Source organism: Actinomadura sp. DC4 (genome assembly GCF_030406325.1).
GTDB lineage: Bacteria > Actinomycetota > Actinomycetes > Streptosporangiales > Streptosporangiaceae > Actinoallomurus.
Window position 1 is genome coordinate 83,081 of record NZ_JAUEQY010000016.1, and the last position, 16,748, is coordinate 99,828.

Sequence of the window (16,748 nt, forward strand, 5' to 3'; positions counted from 1 at the left end):
GACAGCCGGGCGACATGTACGTGGATCGCACGACATGCGACCAGTTACGGGAGCATGAGTCCGACAGGATCAGCGTAGGCGCACCAGCGGCCCGCCCGCAGTGATCGGTACGAGGACGGCTCCGGAGGGCTCTCGGGAGGTCTCAGGAGCGTCTCGGCGGGCGTGACGGCGAGCGTTCCGCGGTGGGATCGTGTCACGATGCGGTCGTGTTGCCTTACGCCGCGTACCTTCGGGTATACGAACCGCTGAACGCCTTCCCCGAGCCCGACAGGTCCATCTGGGCGGCGTATGCCGCGTCGGAGAAGCGACCGCGGCGTGTCGGCGCGCTGGACGTGGAGCACACGCGTGCGCTGCGGCGGTTGATCGCGGTCCCGCCGATCATCGCTCCGCTCCGGGAGAGCCGCGACGCGTACGTGCGGCGCGCGGAGGACGTGACGTACATCTGCCCGTGGGAGACGCGGCTGCGCTCGTGGTTGGCGTTCGACCGGTTCCGTGAAGGCATGTCCGAGCAGCTGGCCGAGATGTTCGTACCGCCCCGCGTCGCCGAGCAGGTCGACGGCGCGTTCGGCCGCTGGAAACGGCAGGCCGGGACACTCAGCCCGCACATCCTGTCGAGTACGTGGCAGGTCCCCCTCGCGTGGTTCGTACCTTTTGTCGCTAAAGAGCGGTGGCTCGTGCTCGGCGGACACGACGAGAACGCCGGCGGCGGCCCGACGACCGCCACGCCCGTACGGACGCTGATCTACGTCACCCCGATGGCCCAGGCCCGCCGTCGCGTCGCGCGTGCCCTGAATGTCGTACGACGCCACGCCGGAGACGGATTCGATCTCGGCGAGGTCGAATCGGTGGGTCGCTGGCTGGAGGAGTTCCACCCGCACTCGCTGGTGGAGCTCGACTACGGCGGGCTGGTGCACATCCTCGACGACGCCGCGCTACGGGCCGATGAGTCCGTCGCCGAGGTGGCCGCGGCGATCACGGGTATGGAGACGGGGCAGGCCGAACTGGCCGTCGCGATGCACAAGCGCGTGGTCTCTCGCTGGCGCGTCGTACGCGCTCTTGAATCGGCGAACTAGCGCCAATTACCTGAATCAGCGCGCGATGCGACGATACGTGTCGCTAGAATCACGCAGCGTGACTCAGCCACCAAAAATCGCAGAGTTGCTATCAGGGACTTGCCTGTTGCGCTGAGTGGTGGCATGGTTACGTCTTGTGATGTCAAAGTGGTTCATCCAGACCATAAGAGACATCAGTGGCACGCGCGAGGATCAAACGCTGGATCGCTGTCATCGGTCCACGGAGGAGAGGCCGCACAAATGTCAGCTCGTACGCCAGAGGCCGAGCCCCTGCTGACGCCGGCAGAGGTGGCGACGATGTTCCGCGTCGACCCCAAGACCGTCACCCGCTGGGCGAAGGCTGGGAAGTTGACGTCAATCCGGACGCTGGGAGGGCATCGGCGCTACCGCGAGGCCGAGGTCCGCGCTCTGCTGGGGGGGATCCCGCAGCAGCGGTCGGAGTAACCCGGGACCACCCCGACTCCGGGGATCGACGCGCTCTACGGCTCGTCGATGGCCACCGTACTTAGGGGGCGCACCGGTTGACCGCGGCAATCCGTGGTCGGTCGCGTTGTGTCGACCGCGACGTGGCGGAGCCACCGTCACGGGCGGACGGTCGGGGGAGTCTCACTGAAGTTCAGGTCGGCCCCGTTACTGAATGGGGCCGTGTAGGGGGGTTCTACGGACTCCGCGCGGGTCGTCTCCGGCCTGGAGGGGCCATCGTTCCTATGAGGATCGACGGCCGCTTCGGACTGGAGACGACTCACGCTGAAGGTACGGAGCCCCGCCCGCGAAATCGACCGGGCGGGCTCCGTACCGCCGCAAACCGCCGGGGGCCGCGCATTCTGCGCGGCCCTGAGGCACTGGCGGTGCCCATAACCGCCGCGACACGCCCAAAGGGCCTAAGACACGCCCGAGACGTCGACCTAGCGCAAGTCCGCCTGACGCGAAACGCCCAAGGGGGGAGTCGGGAGGCGCGGCATACGACATGCGTCGGCGGCACTGGTCTTGTCTTCCGAGGCACAGCGAGCCGCAGTACGCGACCGGCGACACGCCGAGCCGCTGTCACGGACACCAAGCCCGAACGCTCTGCAGAGGACCACCGGATACGGCTTGTTCCACGGCCGACCGGGTCGGACGGCTCGAATCGGCAGATGGGCGGAGGCGCCGCTCCCGGCCGAGGGTATGAAGCCCCGGCCGGATGCCTGCGGCTGCGATACGTGACGGCCGTGGCGTCCTTTCTGGGACGGCCGCCAGGATCGGTGGCGTCTGGCGTCGGCTCGAGGCCTGTACGTGTGCGACGAGCATGGGCTTGGAACTGCAACTCGCGCCCGAGGGGCCGGCTTCGACGATCACGGTGTTGAGAACGCCTGGGCCGGTGACGTGCTGGAGCAGCTCGATTCGCCCTTCCTGCCACGCATGGCCGTCGCGTTCCGGGCCTTCCGGGATGCGCCGCGCGCAAAAGCCGCAGGGCGGCTCGTTCCACCTGTTCCGCACCGTTCACCGAGGTGCGGTCGCCACCTGCTCGACACGCGCCGGTACCGCGCACTCTGCACCGCCGAAGCGCGGGCCTCCGGCCTGCGCCGCGCCCCGCGCCGGGAGCGATCGACGCCCCGCCGGGCGGTCTGGGCGCGTTTCCGGGGCGGTGGCGGGTCGTGCCGACCCAAAGGCTGCGGACCGCGCTCCGCGTACGCGACAGCCGGTCTGAGGCCCTTTCGGACGGTTAGGGCGAGGCCGGGCGGGATGCCAGGCATCGAATCAGGGCGGCAAAGCCGTCTCCCTCACGCCTCCGGGCGGCCATGAGTCGTCTCTTACGGGCGGGCGCCGGCCGTCTTACCGGCACCCCGTCCGACAAGCGGCGGCCACGCGCGAAGATACCGCCCCGGCCTGAACCCGTCGGCCCGCCGGATCTGTGGTCCATCGGCGGCATGCGCCCGTCCGGATCGGACCGCCAATGGACACGCCGCCGGGACACCGACCGGTGATCTCGGGCTCCGGCTCGTCAGTCCTCCGCCAGGCGGCCGAGCAGGGCGGCAACGTCGGGGTCGTGCCGGGCCGCGACGTTCAGCAGCACGACATGGTGGTCCACCAGCAGGCTTTCAAGCTCGCCCCGCGGCAGGTCCCGGTGTTCGAGCCAGTCCAGGCCCGCCGTCTCCACCGACGCCATCCACGAGCGCAGCGTGATGCGCAGAACCGGCCCCGGGGCCTTGACGCCGATCGACTTCGTGATGTGGTTCATCACCAGGCCGCGGATACCGTCCAGCACCTCGCCGACCTCGCCCGAGCGGTACGCCGGCCCGCCGCGCAGCAACGCCACGAAACCGGCCGCGTGGTCCTCGACGAAATCGAAGTAGCGGTTCAGCGACACCGCCAGCCGTTCGAGCGGCTTGCCCTCCGCCGGCGGGCGGAGCAGGTCGTCGAGCTGTTTCGCGGCGCTGTGCAGGGCGGCGAGATATAGCTCCTGCTTACCGCCGAAATAGTGGTAAACGAGGGCCCGTGACGCGCCCGCCGCGTCTGCCACGTCGTCGATCGAGATGTCCTCGGGCGGCCGGTCGCTGAACAGCTCCAGAGCGGCAGAGATCAGCTCGTCGCGGCGCTCGTCCACACTGAGCCGCCGTCGGCCCGGGCGGCTGTCAGAGGAACGCCGAACGGCCTGCGCAGGCTCATGCCCGTCTACTGCGCGATCACCCACGCTTGGCAGCGTATCCGAGCCCGCGTCCAATACAGGGCCGCCCATGCCAGGTCAGACCTGGAACGGCGGCTCCTGAACCACCTAGTGACCATGCCCGAAAGTCCACTCGTGGTCGCCCGTTACGCACTGTTACAGCCGCCAAGGGCGTTCTGGGGGCATCATGGCATCTCCTCCCTTGCGGCGGTCCGTCTGTTTCTGTCCGGATTCAGTGGGTCGCGCGTGACCCAGGAGAGTCGATGGCAGCGAAGGACGAACGCCGGGAGAAGGTTGTGGCTTCCAAGCCCACCATTCGTAACGTGGCGGAGCGAGCGGGTGTGTCGAAGTCGCTGGTCTCGCTCGTCATGCGCGGCTCGCCGCATGTCAGCGAGCAGCGCCGGCAGGCCGTACTCAAGGCCGCACGAGAGCTCGGTTACCGGCCGAACGCGGTCGCCCGCAGCCTGGTCGAGGGCCGTACGCGCCTGATCGGGGCGCTGGTCGCCGACCTGCACAACCCGTTCTTCGCGGAGTTCCTCGACGGCTTGCAGGAGAGTCTGCACGGCGAAGGACTGCGCATGCTCGTCGGCAGCGGCCGCTGGGACCCGCACTTCGAGGCGGAGGCGGTCGAGGCGTTCCTGGAGATGCGGGTGGACGGGCTCGTCCTCCTCAGCGTCGTACCCGACTCCCTCAGCGAGGCGTCCAAGAGCGTTCCGGTCGTCGTCGTGGGCGAGCGCGACGTCGGCGGCGTCGACATCGTCGTGGACGACGACGAACTCGGCGCGCGGCTCGCCGTCGACCACCTCGTGGGGCTCGGGCACGACCGGATCGCCCACATCGAGGGCGCGCCGTCGACCACCGCGCACTACCGGCGGACCGGGTATGAGTCCGCGATGCGCCGTCACCACCTCGACGACCGGATCGTCGTCGAGCCCGGGGACTTCACCGAAGAGGGCGGCTACCGCGCCGCGCGCAAGCTGCTGGCCCGTGACCCGCGGCCCACGGCGATCTTCGCGCCCAACGACCTGGTCGCCACCGGGGTCCTCAGCGCTGCGGACGAGCTCGGTTTGCACGTGCCGGACGACGTCTCGATCGTCGGGTACGACAACACGCATCTCGCCGCGATCCGGCACGTGTCGCTGACGAGTGTCGACCAGCCGCGCCGTGACATGGGCCGGGTCGCCGCCGAACGCCTGTGCGCCCGGATCGAGGATCCGACGCGCGAACCCCTGCAGACGCTCGTCGTCCCCCATCTGGTGATTCGCGCCACCACCGGCCGCGCGCCGCGCTGATCTACCCAGGGCCGCGAAGGCCCGAGGGACGGTAAGCGGCGCGTCAAGTCTGGCCGAAGCGGCGGACCGTACGCCGGCCGGCCCGTCTTAATGGTGGGCACACCAGCCGCTCGGCGGGCTGGGGCGGATGACGTTGGCCGGACCGGGGGAACGGCCGGCGTCACCATGGGGGACCGCCGAGCGGCAAGGCAAATGGATCATGTGAACCCGGGGGTGGCCATGCGTGATCCGGAACTGGTGTCATGCGCTCAGCGCGCCGCGAGCGAGCTGGAGCGCGCGTGGGCGGACTGGCGGCGTGCGCGGGGGTTGATCGACGATGCGCCCGAGTCCGTCGCCAGTTACGTCGCCCACTCGATCGACCACCCGTGGGGCCGTCCCCGCGTGGTGCTCGGCCTGGACGCGGATGAGGCCCGCGCCCTCGCCGCCCTGCTCGGCAAGGAACACGCCTGCCTGTAAGCCGCGAGGCATCCCAGGCGTGGCCGTCGTCGCCGCAACTCAGCGCGGAGAGGGGGCGACGACGGTCACCTTGCCGCCCGAACGGCCCACCGGTCACGTCCTCATCAACGGCAACGACCGAAAAGGACGCCATGACCTGCGCTTTAACCAGAGACGGCTATAGCCCTCCTATGTGTTTGGCACACTGAGGGGTGATGCGTGCACACATGACTTTCTCCGGTAGGAAAGCGGCCGGCGCCGTGGCGATCGCCGCGGCGGCGGGCGTGCTCAGCGCATGTGGTTCGGGAGGCGGTTCATCCGCCTCCGCGGCGCCACCGTCCCCGGCGCCCACCTTGGCCGGAGCGTCCTCGACGTCCCCGTCGCAGGGCTCGCTCGCCGGCAAGGTGATCGTGATCGACCCGGGTCACAACGGCGGCAACGCCTCCCACCCGGCGATCATCAACAAGAAGGTCAACGTCATCAACGCGATGAAGCCGTGCAACTCCACCGGCACCGCGACCAATGACGACTACGCCGAGCACGCCTTCACCTGGGATGTCGCCAACCGCCTGGCCAAGATCCTGCGGGCCAAGGGCGCCAAGGTCATCCTGACCCGCAAGAACGACAAGGGTGTCGGCCCGTGCGTCGACGAGCGCGCCAAGATCGCCAATCGGGCGCACGCCGACGCCAGCCTCGCCATCCACGGCGACGGCGCGCCGGCGAGCGGTCACGGTTTCCACATCATCGAGCCGGCCGTGATCAAGGGCCACAACGAGAAGATCGTGCCCGAGTCCCGCAAGCTGGGCCTCGACATCCGCAACGCCTTCCACGAGGGCACCGGCATCCCGTACTCCACCTATCTCGGCAAGAAGGGCCTGGACATCCGCAGTGACCTGGGCGGCCTCAACGTCGCCACGGTGCCCGCGGTGTTCATCGAGGCCGGCAACATGCGCAACGCCGGTGACGCGGCCAAGATGAAGAGCCCCGCCGGCCGTGAGCGCATGGCCCAGGCCCTCGCCCAGGGCTTCGTCAAGTTCCTGACCTGACTCCGGGCCCGCGAGAATGCGGGCATGCCGATCGATCGACCTTCGCGCGTACGCGACCTCTTCGGGCAGGCCGGATACACCATCGACGGCGTACGGGACCTGCTCGGCCCGGTCGCCGGCGCCGCCTTGGCCCGCGACGAGATCGTCCCCGCCCAGCGCGTCACGCGTGGCGGTACGCCTCTGGAGACCCTGCTCCAGCTGTTCTGGCTCCAGGTGCCGGTGCCCGGCGACGCGCTGGACTTCGCCGACCTGCTCGCGCTGGGCCTGGCCGAGCGCGACGGCGGCGAGGTACGGGCGCGGCTGCACGTCGAACCGGTGGAGGGCACGGACGGCTACGTCGTCTCCGACCTCAAGGCGCGCCCCGGCGGCGTACACCTGAGTCCCGATCACGTCGTCGGCCAGGGCGGAGCGTCGGCCAACCTTGCCCAGCTCGTTGTCCACAGGCCTGTGGACAACCTTCTCGATCTGGGGACGGGGTCGGGCGTGCAGGCGGTCCACCTGTCCGGCCGCGCCCGCCGGATCACCGCCACCGACCTCAGCCCGCGCGCCCTCGAACTCGCGCGGCTGAGCTTCGCGCTGTCCGGCATCGAGGCCGAGCTGCTGGCCGGTGATCTGTTCGCGCCCGTGGACGGGCGGGAGTTCGACCTGATCGTGTCCAACCCGCCGTTCGTGATCTCCCCGGAGCGGCGGTTCGGCTACCGCGAGTCCGGCCTGAGCGGCGACGACCTGTGCCGCCGGCTCGTACGGGAAGCACCGCGCCACCTGGCCGAAGACGGCTGGTGTCAGCTACTCGCCAACTGGCTGCACGTCGACGGCGAGGACTGGCGCGAGCGCGTCGCGGGCTGGGTCGAGGGCGTCGACGGCTGGGTCGGCCAGCGGGACGTCCAGGATCCTGCGGAGTACGCGGAGCTGTGGCTGCGCGACTCGTGTGAGGTGGGCGGCCCCGAGTACACCGCGCGGTACGACGCCTGGCTGGAGTACTTCGAGCGCCGGAAGGTCACCGGAATCGGCTTCGGCTGGATCAGCCTGCACCGGTCCGGCACGGACGACGTACGCGTCGAGGAGCTGCGGCACGCCGTCGACCAGCCTGTGGGCGCGTATGTGGACAACCTCCTGCGCGGCCGTCCCGACGTCACGCCCGCCGACACCCTGCGCACCGCCGAAGGGGTCGTCCAGGAGCAGACCGGCCCGCCCGGCGCCGAGGATCCCGAGCGCATCGTGCTGCGGCAGACGTACGGCCTGCGGCGGGCCGCACAGGTCGGTACGGTCGCGGCGGCGCTCGCCGGCGCGTGCGACGGTGACCTGCCGCTCGGGCCATTGCTCGCCGCGATCGCCGAGCTGACCGGCACCGACCCCGGGGACGTACGCGACCAGGCCCTCGCCGTACTGCCGGATCTGATCGCCGACGGGTTCTTTGACATCATTGGCTGATGGTCCCGATCCGTACGCTCACGCTCGGGGTGGCCGAACCCCACCCGCTGTCCGGCGACGTCATCGCCAAGGCCGCGGGGGCGCTGCGCAGGGCGGAGGCGGCGTGCCGGGACGACGGCCGTGAGGTGCAGACGCTCCGGCTGTCCACCCGGCCGGTGTTCGGGGACATGACGCCGACCGCCGCGTACGCCCGTGAGCTGCAGGCGATGCTCGACGACGTCGGGCTCGTCTACTGCTCACTCGGCCCCGCGACCTCGGGCGTCGAGATCATCCCCGACTTGCTGATCGGCAACGACGCGCTGAACTGCACGGTCCGGCTCGACGGCAACACCGGCGCGGCCCTGCCGGCCGCCGAGGCGATGCTCCGGCTCGCGGACGAGACCGAGGAGGGCTTCGGCAACTTCCGGTTCGCCGCGCTGGCGTGCGTCCCGCCGGGCGGTCCGTTCTTCCCGGCCGCCTACCATGAAGGACCGGCGAACCTCACGGTCGGCCTGCAGGGCGCGAGCGTCGCGGTCCGGGCCGCCGAGTGTGGTCTCGACGGGCTGGCCGAGCGTGCCGCCGCCGCGATCACGACGGAGGCGACGCCCGTCGTACGCCTTGTGGAGCGGATCGCCTCGGACCTCGGCGTGCGCTTCGGCGGCATCGACCTGTCCCCGGCGCCGAACGGCCCCGACAGCATCGGCGCGGCCTTCGAGACGGTGGCCGGCGCGTTCGGCGCGCCCGGCACCCTCGCCGCCGCTGCGGCGCTGACCGAGGCGCTGCGTGGCACCGCCCTGCCGACCTGCGGATACAACGGGCTCATGCTGCCGGTGATGGAAGACGTCGTGATCGCGCGGCGCTGGGCGGAGGGCGCGATCGGCCTGCACGACCTGCTCGCCTACTCCTCGGTCTGCGGCACCGGCCTGGACACCGTGCCGCTGCCCGGCGACAGCTCGCCCGGCGACCTGGCCCGGCTGCTGCTCGACGTCACCGCCCTGGCCGTACGGCTGCGCAAGCCGCTGTCGGCCCGGTTGTTCCCGGTGCCGGGCACGCGCGCCGGCGACCGTACGGCCTTCACCTCGCCCTACCTCACCAACACCACGGTCAGGTGGTGACGCGGGCGATCGCCTCCAGGCTCGCCGCGACGTAGGCCTTCGGTGCGGCCAGGAAGACGTCGTGGTCGTCCTCGAGCAGGACGACGTCGGCGCCGAGGCGGTCGGCCATGTCCCGCTGGTCGCGCGGCGGCACCGCGCTGTCCTTCGTCGTCACGACGACGGAGGTCGGCACGCCGGCCAGCGCCGCCGCGTGCGGGCGGAAGTCGAAGTCGTACTCGGCGAGCATGACGTCGACGAGCACGCGCGGGTGGCACTGCACGAGCTCGCGGCGCAGCCACTGCCACAGCAGCTTTGTCTCAGAGCTGCGGTTGCGGGTGTCGTTGAAGAACCGCAACGGCAGCGAGCGGCCGACGTCGTACCTGGTCAGCGGCCGGACCGCCCGGAGCAGTGGCTTGGTGATCTTGTCGACCACGCTGTCGAAGCGCATCGCCGTCGCCTGCAACACGAGCCCGGCGACGCGGTCGGGGTGGCGGCGTGCCAGCTCCAGCCCGATCGGCCCGCCGAGGGAGTAGCCCAGGACGATCACCTTGTCGATGCCGAGCGCGTCGAGCAGGGCGACGTGATCGTCGGCGCTGTCCTCGATGCGGAACCGCTCGTCTCGCTGCGGCCCGCGGCCGTGCCCGTGATGGTCCATCGCCACCATGCCGCCGGGGAGCCGGGGCATGAGATGGCAGAAGTTGACGTCCGCGGTGAGGGTCCAGCCGTGCAGGAGCAGCACCGGCGCGGGGCCCTCGACGACGCGCGCGGTGACCCGGCCGCGGCCGGGCAGGTCGACGATGCGCGGAGGCGGCAGGTCGGCGGGTTCGATCATGCCGGCGCCGACCCGGCCCAGCGGACGTACGAATCCGAGTCCCCTGCGGAGGTCGGCCTGCGCACCCATGAGAAGAGCTTCGCACGACAAGCAAATCAGGGATATGAGACGGTCGTCACACCTGTCCGCACGGTTCTCGCGAACGGTCGTTAGTGTGGAAGGTGATGGAGCGAATCCTGGTGAGCGCCTGTCTGCTCGGCCAGCCCGTGCGCTTCGACGGCACCGGCAAGGCCAGTCACGACGCCCTCTTCGACCAGTGGCGGAACGAGGGGCGCCTCGTCCCGTTCTGCCCTGAGGTGCGCGGCGGGCTCACCGTCCCCCGTCCGCCCGCCGAGATCAGCGGCGGTTTCGGTGAGGACGTCCTGGACGGACGGGCGAAGGTCCTCACGCGCGACGGCGCCGACGTCACCCGGCACTTCGTCGTCGGCGCCTGGCAGGCCCTCGAACAGGCCCGCGCCTGCGACGCCCGCATCGCGATCCTCAAGGAGGGCAGCCCCTCGTGCGGCAGCCTCAGCGTCCACGACGGATCTTTCCGGGGCCGTAAGGTCCCCGGCGAGGGCGTGACGACCGCCCTGCTGGAGCGGCACGGCATCGCCGTCTTCGCCGAGGACGCCATGAGCGCGGCGGCCGCCCGGCTGGCGGAGCTCGAAGGCTGACCGCTTGACCTCGACCAACGTTGAGGTTGAACACTGCTCCGAAACGGCGACGTGGAGCGGTGATCGATATGCGAGCGGTACGGGTGGAGCGGTTCGGCGGCCCCGAGGTCCTCACGGTGGCGGAGGTGCCGCACCCGGTGGCCGGGCCGGGACAGGCCGTGGTGGCGGTGGCCGCCGCGGACGTCCTGTTCGTCGAGGCCCAGGTCCGCGCCGGCGCGGGCGGTGAGTACTTCCCGGTACGGCCGCCGTACGTGCCGGGCCACGGGGTCGCCGGGCGGGTGATCGCCGTCGGCTCGGGTGTGGACGACGGGTGGATCGGCCGGCGCGTCGCCGGTCAGCTGAGGGACGACGGTGGGTACGCCGAGCGGGTCGCGGTCGCGGCCGAGGACCTCGTCCCGGTCCCGGACGGGCTGGACCTGCGCGAGGCGGCGGCACTGCTGCACGACGGCGTGACCGCGCTCGGCCTGGCCGAGAGCACGGGCGTCCGGGAGGGCGAGCGGGTGCTCGTCACGGCGGCGGCCGGCGGTCTCGGCATTCTCCTCGTGCAGCTCGCGCACGCGGCCGGCGCGACGGTCGTCGGGGCGGCACGCGGCGAGCGGAAGCTGGACCTGATCCGTACGCACGGCGCTCTCGTCGCGGTCGACTACTCCGAACCCGGCTGGACCGTTCCCGGAGGCGTGGACGTGGTCTTCGACGGCGCGGGCGGCGAGATCGGACGGGCGGCGTTCGACCTGACGGTGAGCGGCGGGCGCTTCTCGGCGCACGGCACCCCCGCCGGCGGCTTCGCACTGCCGGCCGGCGAGCGGCGCGGCGTGACCGTACGCGGGATCGAGCAGGTGCGGTTCGCGCCGCACGAGGCCAGGCGGCTGCTCGCGCGGGCGCTGTCCGAGGCGGCGGCGGGCCGGCTGCGGCCGGTCATCGGGCAGACGTTCCCGCTGGAACGGGCGGCCGAGGCGCATGCCGCGATCGAGGGACGCGCGGTCGTGGGGAAGACCCTCCTGCTGGCCTGACGCGATATGTCTTGACCCCCGCATTAACGCGATATATCTTCTCTCAAAGCGAGACTTAATCGACTTGACGCAGGCCGGTGCGGGGAGAACACTGTTCCGCAATATCGAACAGTGTTCTTATAGCGAGCGTCGTTCTTTTACCGGAGCGACGTTCGCTTGTGATTCGGAGGAGATCATGACCACTACGGAGGCCCTGGCGGGCCCACCCGCCACCCGTGAGCCCTACCCCTTGCGCTGGATAGCGCTGTTCGTCCTGCTCGCCGCCGAGGTCATGGACCTGCTCGACGCGTTGGTCACCAACATCGCCGCGCCGTCGATCCGGGCCGACATCGGCGGCAGCGCGAGCGTGATCCAGTGGCTCGGCGCGGCGTACACCCTGGCCATGGCGGTCGGGCTGATCACCGGTGGCCGGCTGGGCGACATCGTCGGACGCCGCAGGATGTTCATCATCGGCGCGCTCGGCTTCACCGCCGGGTCGCTGCTGTGCGCGGTGTCGCAGTCACCGGAGATGCTGATCGCGTCCCGGGGCGTGCAGGGCATCTTCGGCGCCGTGATGCTCCCGCAGGGGCTCGGCCTGATCAAGGAGATGTTCTCCGAGAAGGAGACGGCCAAGGCGTTCGGCATGTTCGGGCCGGTCATGGGCCTGTCCTCGATCGGCGGGCCGATCCTGGCCGGCTGGCTCATCGGCGCCGACTACTTCGGCACCGGCTGGCGCATGATCTTCCTGATCAACCTGCCGCTCGGGCTGCTCGCGGTCGCCGGCGGCCTGCGGTTCCTGCCGGAGTCGCGGTCGGAACGGCCGCCGCGCCTCGACCTGGTCGGCGTGGTGCTGGCCGCCGTCGCCTCGCTGTTGATCGTCTACCCGCTGGTCCAAGGCCGTGAGCTGGGCTGGCCCGCGTGGACGTTCGTCTCGATGGCCGCCGCGGTCGCCATCTTCGGCTTCTTCGGCTGGTACGAGTCGCGCAAGCACCGTGCGGGCGGCGACCCGCTGGTGGTGCCCAGCCTGTTCCGCAAGCGCGGCTTCACCGGCGGTCTGATCGTCGGGATGGTGTTCTTCTCGGGCATGGCCGGGTTCTCGCTGGCCTTCAGCCTCTACACCCAGCTCGGCCTCGGCTACTCACCGCTGAAGGCCGGTCTTACGGGCGTACCGCTGTCGATCGGCATGATCATCGGGTTCGGCCTGGCCCAGGCCGTACAAAGGTTCGGCCGCAAGGTCATCCACTTCGGCGTCGTCGTGATGGCGGCGGGCGTCGCGTGCATCGTCCTCACGCTGCACCTGGCCGGGCTGGAGGTGAGCCCGTGGCAGTTCGCGCCCGCGGTGGGGCTGAGCGGGCTCGGCATGGGCCTGCTGATGGCGCCGTTCTTCGACACCGTCCTCGCCGGCGTCGACACGCACGAGACCGGGTCGGCCTCCGGCGCGCTCACCGCAGTGCAGCAACTCGGGAACGCGCTGGGCGTCGCGGTGCTCGGCACGCTGTTCTTCGGCGTCCTCGGCGGTCATGTCGCCCAGGCGACCGACACCGTGGCGCCCAAGGCGATCGCGGCGGCCGGGATGTCCGGTCCGGCGCAGGACCGGCTCGTGGCCGCGCTGCGTGCCTGCGGGCACGACCGCGCGTCCGCCGAGGACGCGGAGGCCGTACCGGACTCCTGCGTCCGGCTGACCGGCGAGCTGCGTTCCGCCCCCGCGCCGGTCCAGCGGGCCGTGGCCGGCGCGGGGGCCGAGGCGGCCAAGCGTGGGTTCGGTGACGCGATGAAGATCACCTTGTGGGTCGAGGTCGGCCTGCTCGGGCTGACCTTCCTCACCGCGTTCCTGATGCCGAAGCGCGCTCGTCCGGAGGAGTGATCCAGAAGGGCCGTCTATGGGCGAGAAGCGCCGCCTGCGGGCGGCCCTTCGTCATTCCGCCCGACGGCGTCGTTCGAGCTTCTGCTGCTTACGCTCCAGCTTGCGGCGCTTGAGCTCCGCGTCCGAGGGCTTGCGCTTCACACTGACGCCGCCCCAGAAGGCCAGGCCGGAGACGATGATCTGCGGGCCGGTGCCCGTACCGCTCGCCTGGTGGTCGAAGCCGCCCATGATGCCGATGCCGTTCACATGGACCTCGGCGTCCTCGGGCACGATGATCTCGATGCCGCCCATGACGGCCCAGGCCCGGATCGTCACCTGCGGCGTGGTGAACTTCGCCTCGCGCAGGTCGATCTCGCCGCCGCCCCAGAAGGCCACGGCGTTGAACAGCTTGGGCATCACCCACGGACCCTTGCGCTCGAATCCGCTCATGATGCCGACGCCGACCGTCGAGGTGGGGGCGCCGTCGACGACGCGGTCCGTACGGGCGACCGCCGTCGAGGTCGTCGGCAGGTCGCGCGTGATGGGCTCGAGGTCGCCATACGTCTTCGCCGCGTACACTGCGTCGAGTCGTTCGTCGAGTTCCTGCAGGTCAAGCCTGCCATCCCCGGCTGCTTCCCGAAGGATCGAGGCGACGTCGTCCCGTTCGACGTCGGAGATGCGCATCTCGCGGCGCTCGGGGGGATTCATCATGCGGACAGACTAAAACGCCGGGTCGGACCTATGTACTGCACTTCGCCCGGCGCGCTTGGAGGATCGATGCACAAGTGGCGTACGGTGATGCTCGCGTCGCTGGCGCTCACCAGCGGAACCGCGCTCGCGGCGACGCTGGGACCGGCGGCCGGCGCCGCGGCCTTCGACCCGTGTTCGGCCGTCAGCCAGGGCAGACTCCGCTACACGCCGGGCGGCGCCACGCGTCTCGTGTTCGCGATCTCCAGCGCGTACACCTCGAACTACGTGACCGTCACCGAGTGCGTGAAGAAGGGGCGCTCGTGGACGAAAGTCACCGAGACTCCCGGGCGCGCCGGAACGAACGGTTTCGCACGGCCCGGCAAGAAGCGCGAGGGCGACGGGAAGAGCCCGACCGGTTCGTTCACGTTCACCGAGGCGTTCGGGGTGGCCGATCCCGGGACGAGGCTGCACTACCGTACGCTCCGCTCCTCCGGTGACTGCTGGGGCGCCACGCCTGGTCAGAGCCACTACAACGACTACTACTCGGGCGACTGCGGCGCCAGCGATGAGAACCTCTCCTCTCTCATGGCGCTCGGCCCGTACCGCCAGGCCGCCGTCATCGACTACAACCGTCCTCGGGCAGTGGCCGGGTACGGCTCGGCGATCTTCTTCCACGTCGGCGGCAGGACCCCGACGGCCGGCTGCATCTCGATCGAGGAGACCCCGCTGCGTGGCATCATCCGCTCGCTCGCCCCGGGCGACCGCATGATCATGGGTCCGAGCTCGGAGCTGTTCCGGTCCTAGGACCGGCGGCCGATGGCGCGATGGTCGTTCGATGTGGCGGAATGGGCTTCGTGAACGACTCATGGGTGAACGCCTATCTGACCCGCATCGGCGCGGAACGCCCGTCGCGCCCTGACGCCGAGGCTCTACGCGTGCTGCATCTCCGGCATCAGCTCACGGTGCCGTTCGAGAACCTGAGCATCCACCTGGGCGAGGACATCGTCCTCGAGCCCGGCGCGCTGGTCGCCAAGGTCGTCGACCGGCGGCGCGGCGGTTTCTGTTACGAGCTGAACGGCGCGTTCGCGACGCTCCTGGCGGCGCTGGGGTACGAGGTCTCGCTCCTGGCGGCCCGGGTGTTCGGCGAGAACGGTCTGGGCATCCCGCATGATCATCTTGCCCTGCGGGTCGGGCCGTGGCTGGCCGACGTGGGGTTCGGCGGTCATACGCACTATCCGCTGCGGCTGGAGGAGCGCGGCGACCAGGTCGATCCCGGTGGCGTCTTTCGTCTCGCCGAGACTCCTGATGGCGACCTGGACGTGTTCAAGGACGGCCAGGCGCAGTACCGCCTGGAGCCTCGGCCGCGCGAACTCCGGGACTTCAGGGCGGGTTGCTGGTGGCACCGTACGTCTCCGGAGTCGCACTTCACCCGGTCGCTGGTCTGCTCGCTTCTGACCGAGTCCGGGCGGACCACTCTGAGCGGCCGAAACCTCGTCCGTACGGTGGACGGCGCGCGGTCGGAGGAGCCTCTGGGCGACGACGCGGAGGTCCTCGCGGCGTACCGTTCCGTTTTCGGCGTCACGCTGGAGTGCGTGCCGGAGCTCGGCGGCGTCCCGGTTGTGAGGTGAGGGCGTGTTGATGGCGGTGGGGTCGTGCGGCAGCGGTGTCCCGGTTGGAGGGTGAGGGTGCGTTGATGACGATCAGGTGTGCGGTGGTGCTGGGCGGCGGTGGGCTCGCGGGAATGGCCTGGGAGAGTGGCGTGCTCGCCGGGCTGGCGTCGGCCGGAGTCGACGTCGGCGGTGCCGACCTGGTCGTCGGTACGTCCGCAGGGTCGGTGGTCGGCGCCTGGCTCGCCGGCGGACGGCCGGTGACCGAGTCGTACCAGCGGGTCGTGGACGCACCGCTGCCGGGTGAGGAGCTGCCACCGGCGGCGTCGCTGTCCGACATGACGGCGATGTTCCGTGAACTGGCAAGGGACGCACGCGGCCGGGACGACTGGCGCCGGCGCGTCGGCGCCCGCGCGCTCACCGCCGAGACCCCGCCCGAGTCGGCGCGCATCGAGGTCATGGCCGCGCGGCTACCGGTCCACACCTGGCCCGAGACCGAACTCGCCGTCGTCGCGGCGGACGCGAACACGGGTGAGCGAAGGGTGTTCCGGCATGACTCCGGCGCGGGCCTGGTGGACGCGGTGACCGCGAGCTGCGCACTCCCACTGCTATGGCCACCGGTCACCATCGGCGGCGCGCGCTATGTCGACGGCGGCATCCACTCGGTCACCAACGCGGACCTGGCCAAGGGGTACGACCGGGTACTCATCCTCGCCCCCGTGACCGACGGCTCCCTGAAGAAACAGGTAGGAGCCCTGCGAAAGCAGGGAGCACAGGTACACGTGATCGAACTCGACGCGGACTCAGAGGCGGCGATCGGCGGCGCCCTGCGCGACCCGTCGACGCGCCTACCCGCCGCGAAGGCCGGCCACGCCCAGGGCGTGGCCACCGCTCCGGCCGTCGCCGCCCTCTGGCAAGGGCACTTCTGATCACCGCGGCGGGCAGGCGATCGGCGTCCGTCACGGCATAGAGCCTGGGGAGCCTCCAGCGTCGCGAGAGGTGTGGCCGTGGCCGGTGCGTACGGCTGGGCGGCGCCGACGTGGTCGTGCCACGCCGTGGCGAACGCGCCTTGCCCGCGGTGAGAGCCGGCCGCGTCCAGGGCGTGAGCGTCGCTTCGGCCGCTGTCGCCCTCTGGCA

Annotated in this window: 16 protein-coding genes; 13 read left to right on the plus strand and 3 right to left on the minus strand. The window is 70.7% G+C overall.

Annotation, left to right across the window (positions count from 1 at the left end; all coding sequences use genetic code 11):
* Positions 1-206: 206 nt before the first annotated feature.
* Together QWU11_RS25450 and bldC are read left to right on the plus strand one after the other, a co-directional pair.
* Positions 207-1,073 (plus strand): hypothetical protein, encoded by an 867-nt coding sequence (locus tag QWU11_RS25450; protein WP_290116920.1) that lies wholly within the window; start codon positions 207-209, stop codon positions 1,071-1,073.
* 240 nt (positions 1,074-1,313) lie between these two features.
* Positions 1,314-1,517 carry a developmental transcriptional regulator BldC gene (gene bldC, locus QWU11_RS25455; RefSeq protein ID WP_141956617.1) on the plus strand — a complete coding sequence of 68 codons (204 nt, stop codon included), beginning with the start codon at positions 1,314-1,316 and terminating at the stop codon, positions 1,515-1,517.
* Between the two features lie 1,537 nt (positions 1,518-3,054).
* Here bldC and QWU11_RS25460 read toward each other — a convergent pair.
* Positions 3,055-3,657 carry a TetR/AcrR family transcriptional regulator gene (locus tag QWU11_RS25460; RefSeq protein WP_290116921.1) on the minus strand — a complete coding sequence of 201 codons (603 nt, stop codon included), beginning with the start codon at positions 3,655-3,657 and terminating at the stop codon, positions 3,055-3,057.
* Between the two features lie 383 nt (positions 3,658-4,040).
* Between QWU11_RS25460 and QWU11_RS25465 the strand changes: the two genes are divergently transcribed.
* From QWU11_RS25465 to QWU11_RS25485, 5 genes are all read left to right on the plus strand, one after another.
* A complete protein-coding gene (locus tag QWU11_RS25465) occupies positions 4,041-5,009 on the plus strand; it encodes a LacI family DNA-binding transcriptional regulator (protein ID WP_290116922.1) in 969 nt (322 codons plus the stop codon).
* 219 nt (positions 5,010-5,228) lie between these two features.
* Positions 5,229-5,465 (plus strand): hypothetical protein, encoded by a 237-nt coding sequence (locus QWU11_RS25470; protein WP_290116923.1) that lies wholly within the window; start codon positions 5,229-5,231, stop codon positions 5,463-5,465.
* Positions 5,466-5,671: 206 nt separating this feature from the next.
* Positions 5,672-6,490, plus strand: a complete 819-nt coding sequence (locus tag QWU11_RS25475; RefSeq protein WP_290116924.1) for an N-acetylmuramoyl-L-alanine amidase — start codon at positions 5,672-5,674, stop codon at positions 6,488-6,490.
* 24 nt (positions 6,491-6,514) lie between these two features.
* Entirely contained in the window at positions 6,515-7,921 is a 1,407-nt protein-coding gene (locus QWU11_RS25480) for a methyltransferase (protein ID WP_290116925.1), read from the plus strand.
* On the plus strand, positions 7,921-9,015 hold the full coding sequence (locus tag QWU11_RS25485) for a DUF711 family protein (protein ID WP_290116926.1): 1,095 nt from the start codon (positions 7,921-7,923) through the stop codon (positions 9,013-9,015). The genes QWU11_RS25480 and QWU11_RS25485 overlap by 1 nt, the downstream gene beginning before the upstream one ends.
* Here the strand turns inward: QWU11_RS25485 and QWU11_RS25490 are convergent.
* A complete protein-coding gene (locus tag QWU11_RS25490) occupies positions 9,005-9,895 on the minus strand; it encodes an alpha/beta hydrolase (RefSeq protein WP_290116927.1) in 891 nt (296 codons plus the stop codon). The two genes, QWU11_RS25485 and QWU11_RS25490, sit on opposite strands and share 11 nt — an antisense overlap.
* A 95-nt stretch (positions 9,896-9,990) precedes the next feature.
* On the opposite strand from QWU11_RS25490, the gene QWU11_RS25495 reads away from it, so the two are divergent.
* From QWU11_RS25495 to QWU11_RS25505, 3 genes are all read left to right on the plus strand, one after another.
* On the plus strand, positions 9,991-10,482 hold the full coding sequence (locus tag QWU11_RS25495; RefSeq protein ID WP_290116928.1) for a DUF523 domain-containing protein: 492 nt from the start codon (positions 9,991-9,993) through the stop codon (positions 10,480-10,482).
* 68 nt (positions 10,483-10,550) lie between these two features.
* The gene (locus tag QWU11_RS25500) at positions 10,551-11,492 is read left to right on the plus strand and encodes a zinc-binding dehydrogenase (RefSeq protein WP_290117096.1); all 942 of its coding nucleotides are present in this window, start codon (positions 10,551-10,553) and stop codon (positions 11,490-11,492) included.
* Positions 11,493-11,667: 175 nt separating this feature from the next.
* Entirely contained in the window at positions 11,668-13,335 is a 1,668-nt protein-coding gene (locus QWU11_RS25505) for an MFS transporter (RefSeq protein ID WP_290116929.1), read from the plus strand.
* Positions 13,336-13,386: 51 nt separating this feature from the next.
* Here the strand turns inward: QWU11_RS25505 and QWU11_RS25510 are convergent, their stop codons facing one another.
* Positions 13,387-14,025 (minus strand): DUF1707 domain-containing protein, encoded by a 639-nt coding sequence (locus tag QWU11_RS25510; protein ID WP_290116930.1) that lies wholly within the window; start codon positions 14,023-14,025, stop codon positions 13,387-13,389.
* Between the two features lie 66 nt (positions 14,026-14,091).
* Here QWU11_RS25510 and QWU11_RS25515 point away from each other — a divergent pair, with 66 nt between their 5' ends.
* From QWU11_RS25515 to QWU11_RS25525, 3 genes are all read left to right on the plus strand, one after another.
* The gene (locus QWU11_RS25515) at positions 14,092-14,808 is read left to right on the plus strand and encodes a L,D-transpeptidase family protein (RefSeq protein ID WP_290116931.1); all 717 of its coding nucleotides are present in this window, start codon (positions 14,092-14,094) and stop codon (positions 14,806-14,808) included.
* Positions 14,809-14,858: 50 nt separating this feature from the next.
* Entirely contained in the window at positions 14,859-15,632 is a 774-nt protein-coding gene (locus QWU11_RS25520) for an arylamine N-acetyltransferase (protein ID WP_290116932.1), read from the plus strand.
* A 65-nt stretch (positions 15,633-15,697) separates the two neighbouring features.
* Positions 15,698-16,540: a patatin-like phospholipase family protein gene (locus tag QWU11_RS25525; RefSeq protein ID WP_290116933.1), complete on the plus strand. Its 843-nt coding sequence runs from the start codon at positions 15,698-15,700 to the stop codon at positions 16,538-16,540.
* Positions 16,541-16,748 lie beyond the last annotated feature (208 nt).

Bases quoted from the DNA above. Each gene is read 5' to 3' on its own strand.
- QWU11_RS25515 (WP_290116931.1), top strand. From the start codon at position 14,092: ATGCACAAGTGGCGTACGGTGATGCTCGCGTCGCTGGCGCTCACCAGC.
- QWU11_RS25480 (WP_290116925.1), top strand. From the start codon at position 6,515: ATGCCGATCGATCGACCTTCGCGCGTACGCGACCTCTTCGGGCAGGCC.
- QWU11_RS25470 (WP_290116923.1), top strand. From the start codon at position 5,229: ATGCGTGATCCGGAACTGGTGTCATGCGCTCAGCGCGCCGCGAGCGAG.
- QWU11_RS25495 (WP_290116928.1), top strand. From the start codon at position 9,991: ATGGAGCGAATCCTGGTGAGCGCCTGTCTGCTCGGCCAGCCCGTGCGC.
- QWU11_RS25485 (WP_290116926.1), top strand. From the start codon at position 7,921: ATGGTCCCGATCCGTACGCTCACGCTCGGGGTGGCCGAACCCCACCCG.
- bldC (WP_141956617.1), top strand. From the start codon at position 1,314: ATGTCAGCTCGTACGCCAGAGGCCGAGCCCCTGCTGACGCCGGCAGAG.
- QWU11_RS25525 (WP_290116933.1), top strand. From the start codon at position 15,698: ATGACGATCAGGTGTGCGGTGGTGCTGGGCGGCGGTGGGCTCGCGGGA.
- QWU11_RS25490 (WP_290116927.1), bottom strand. From the start codon at position 9,895: ATGGGTGCGCAGGCCGACCTCCGCAGGGGACTCGGATTCGTACGTCCG.
- QWU11_RS25475 (WP_290116924.1), top strand. From the start codon at position 5,672: ATGACTTTCTCCGGTAGGAAAGCGGCCGGCGCCGTGGCGATCGCCGCG.
- QWU11_RS25505 (WP_290116929.1), top strand. From the start codon at position 11,668: ATGACCACTACGGAGGCCCTGGCGGGCCCACCCGCCACCCGTGAGCCC.
- QWU11_RS25500 (WP_290117096.1), top strand. From the start codon at position 10,551: ATGCGAGCGGTACGGGTGGAGCGGTTCGGCGGCCCCGAGGTCCTCACG.
- QWU11_RS25510 (WP_290116930.1), bottom strand. From the start codon at position 14,025: ATGATGAATCCCCCCGAGCGCCGCGAGATGCGCATCTCCGACGTCGAA.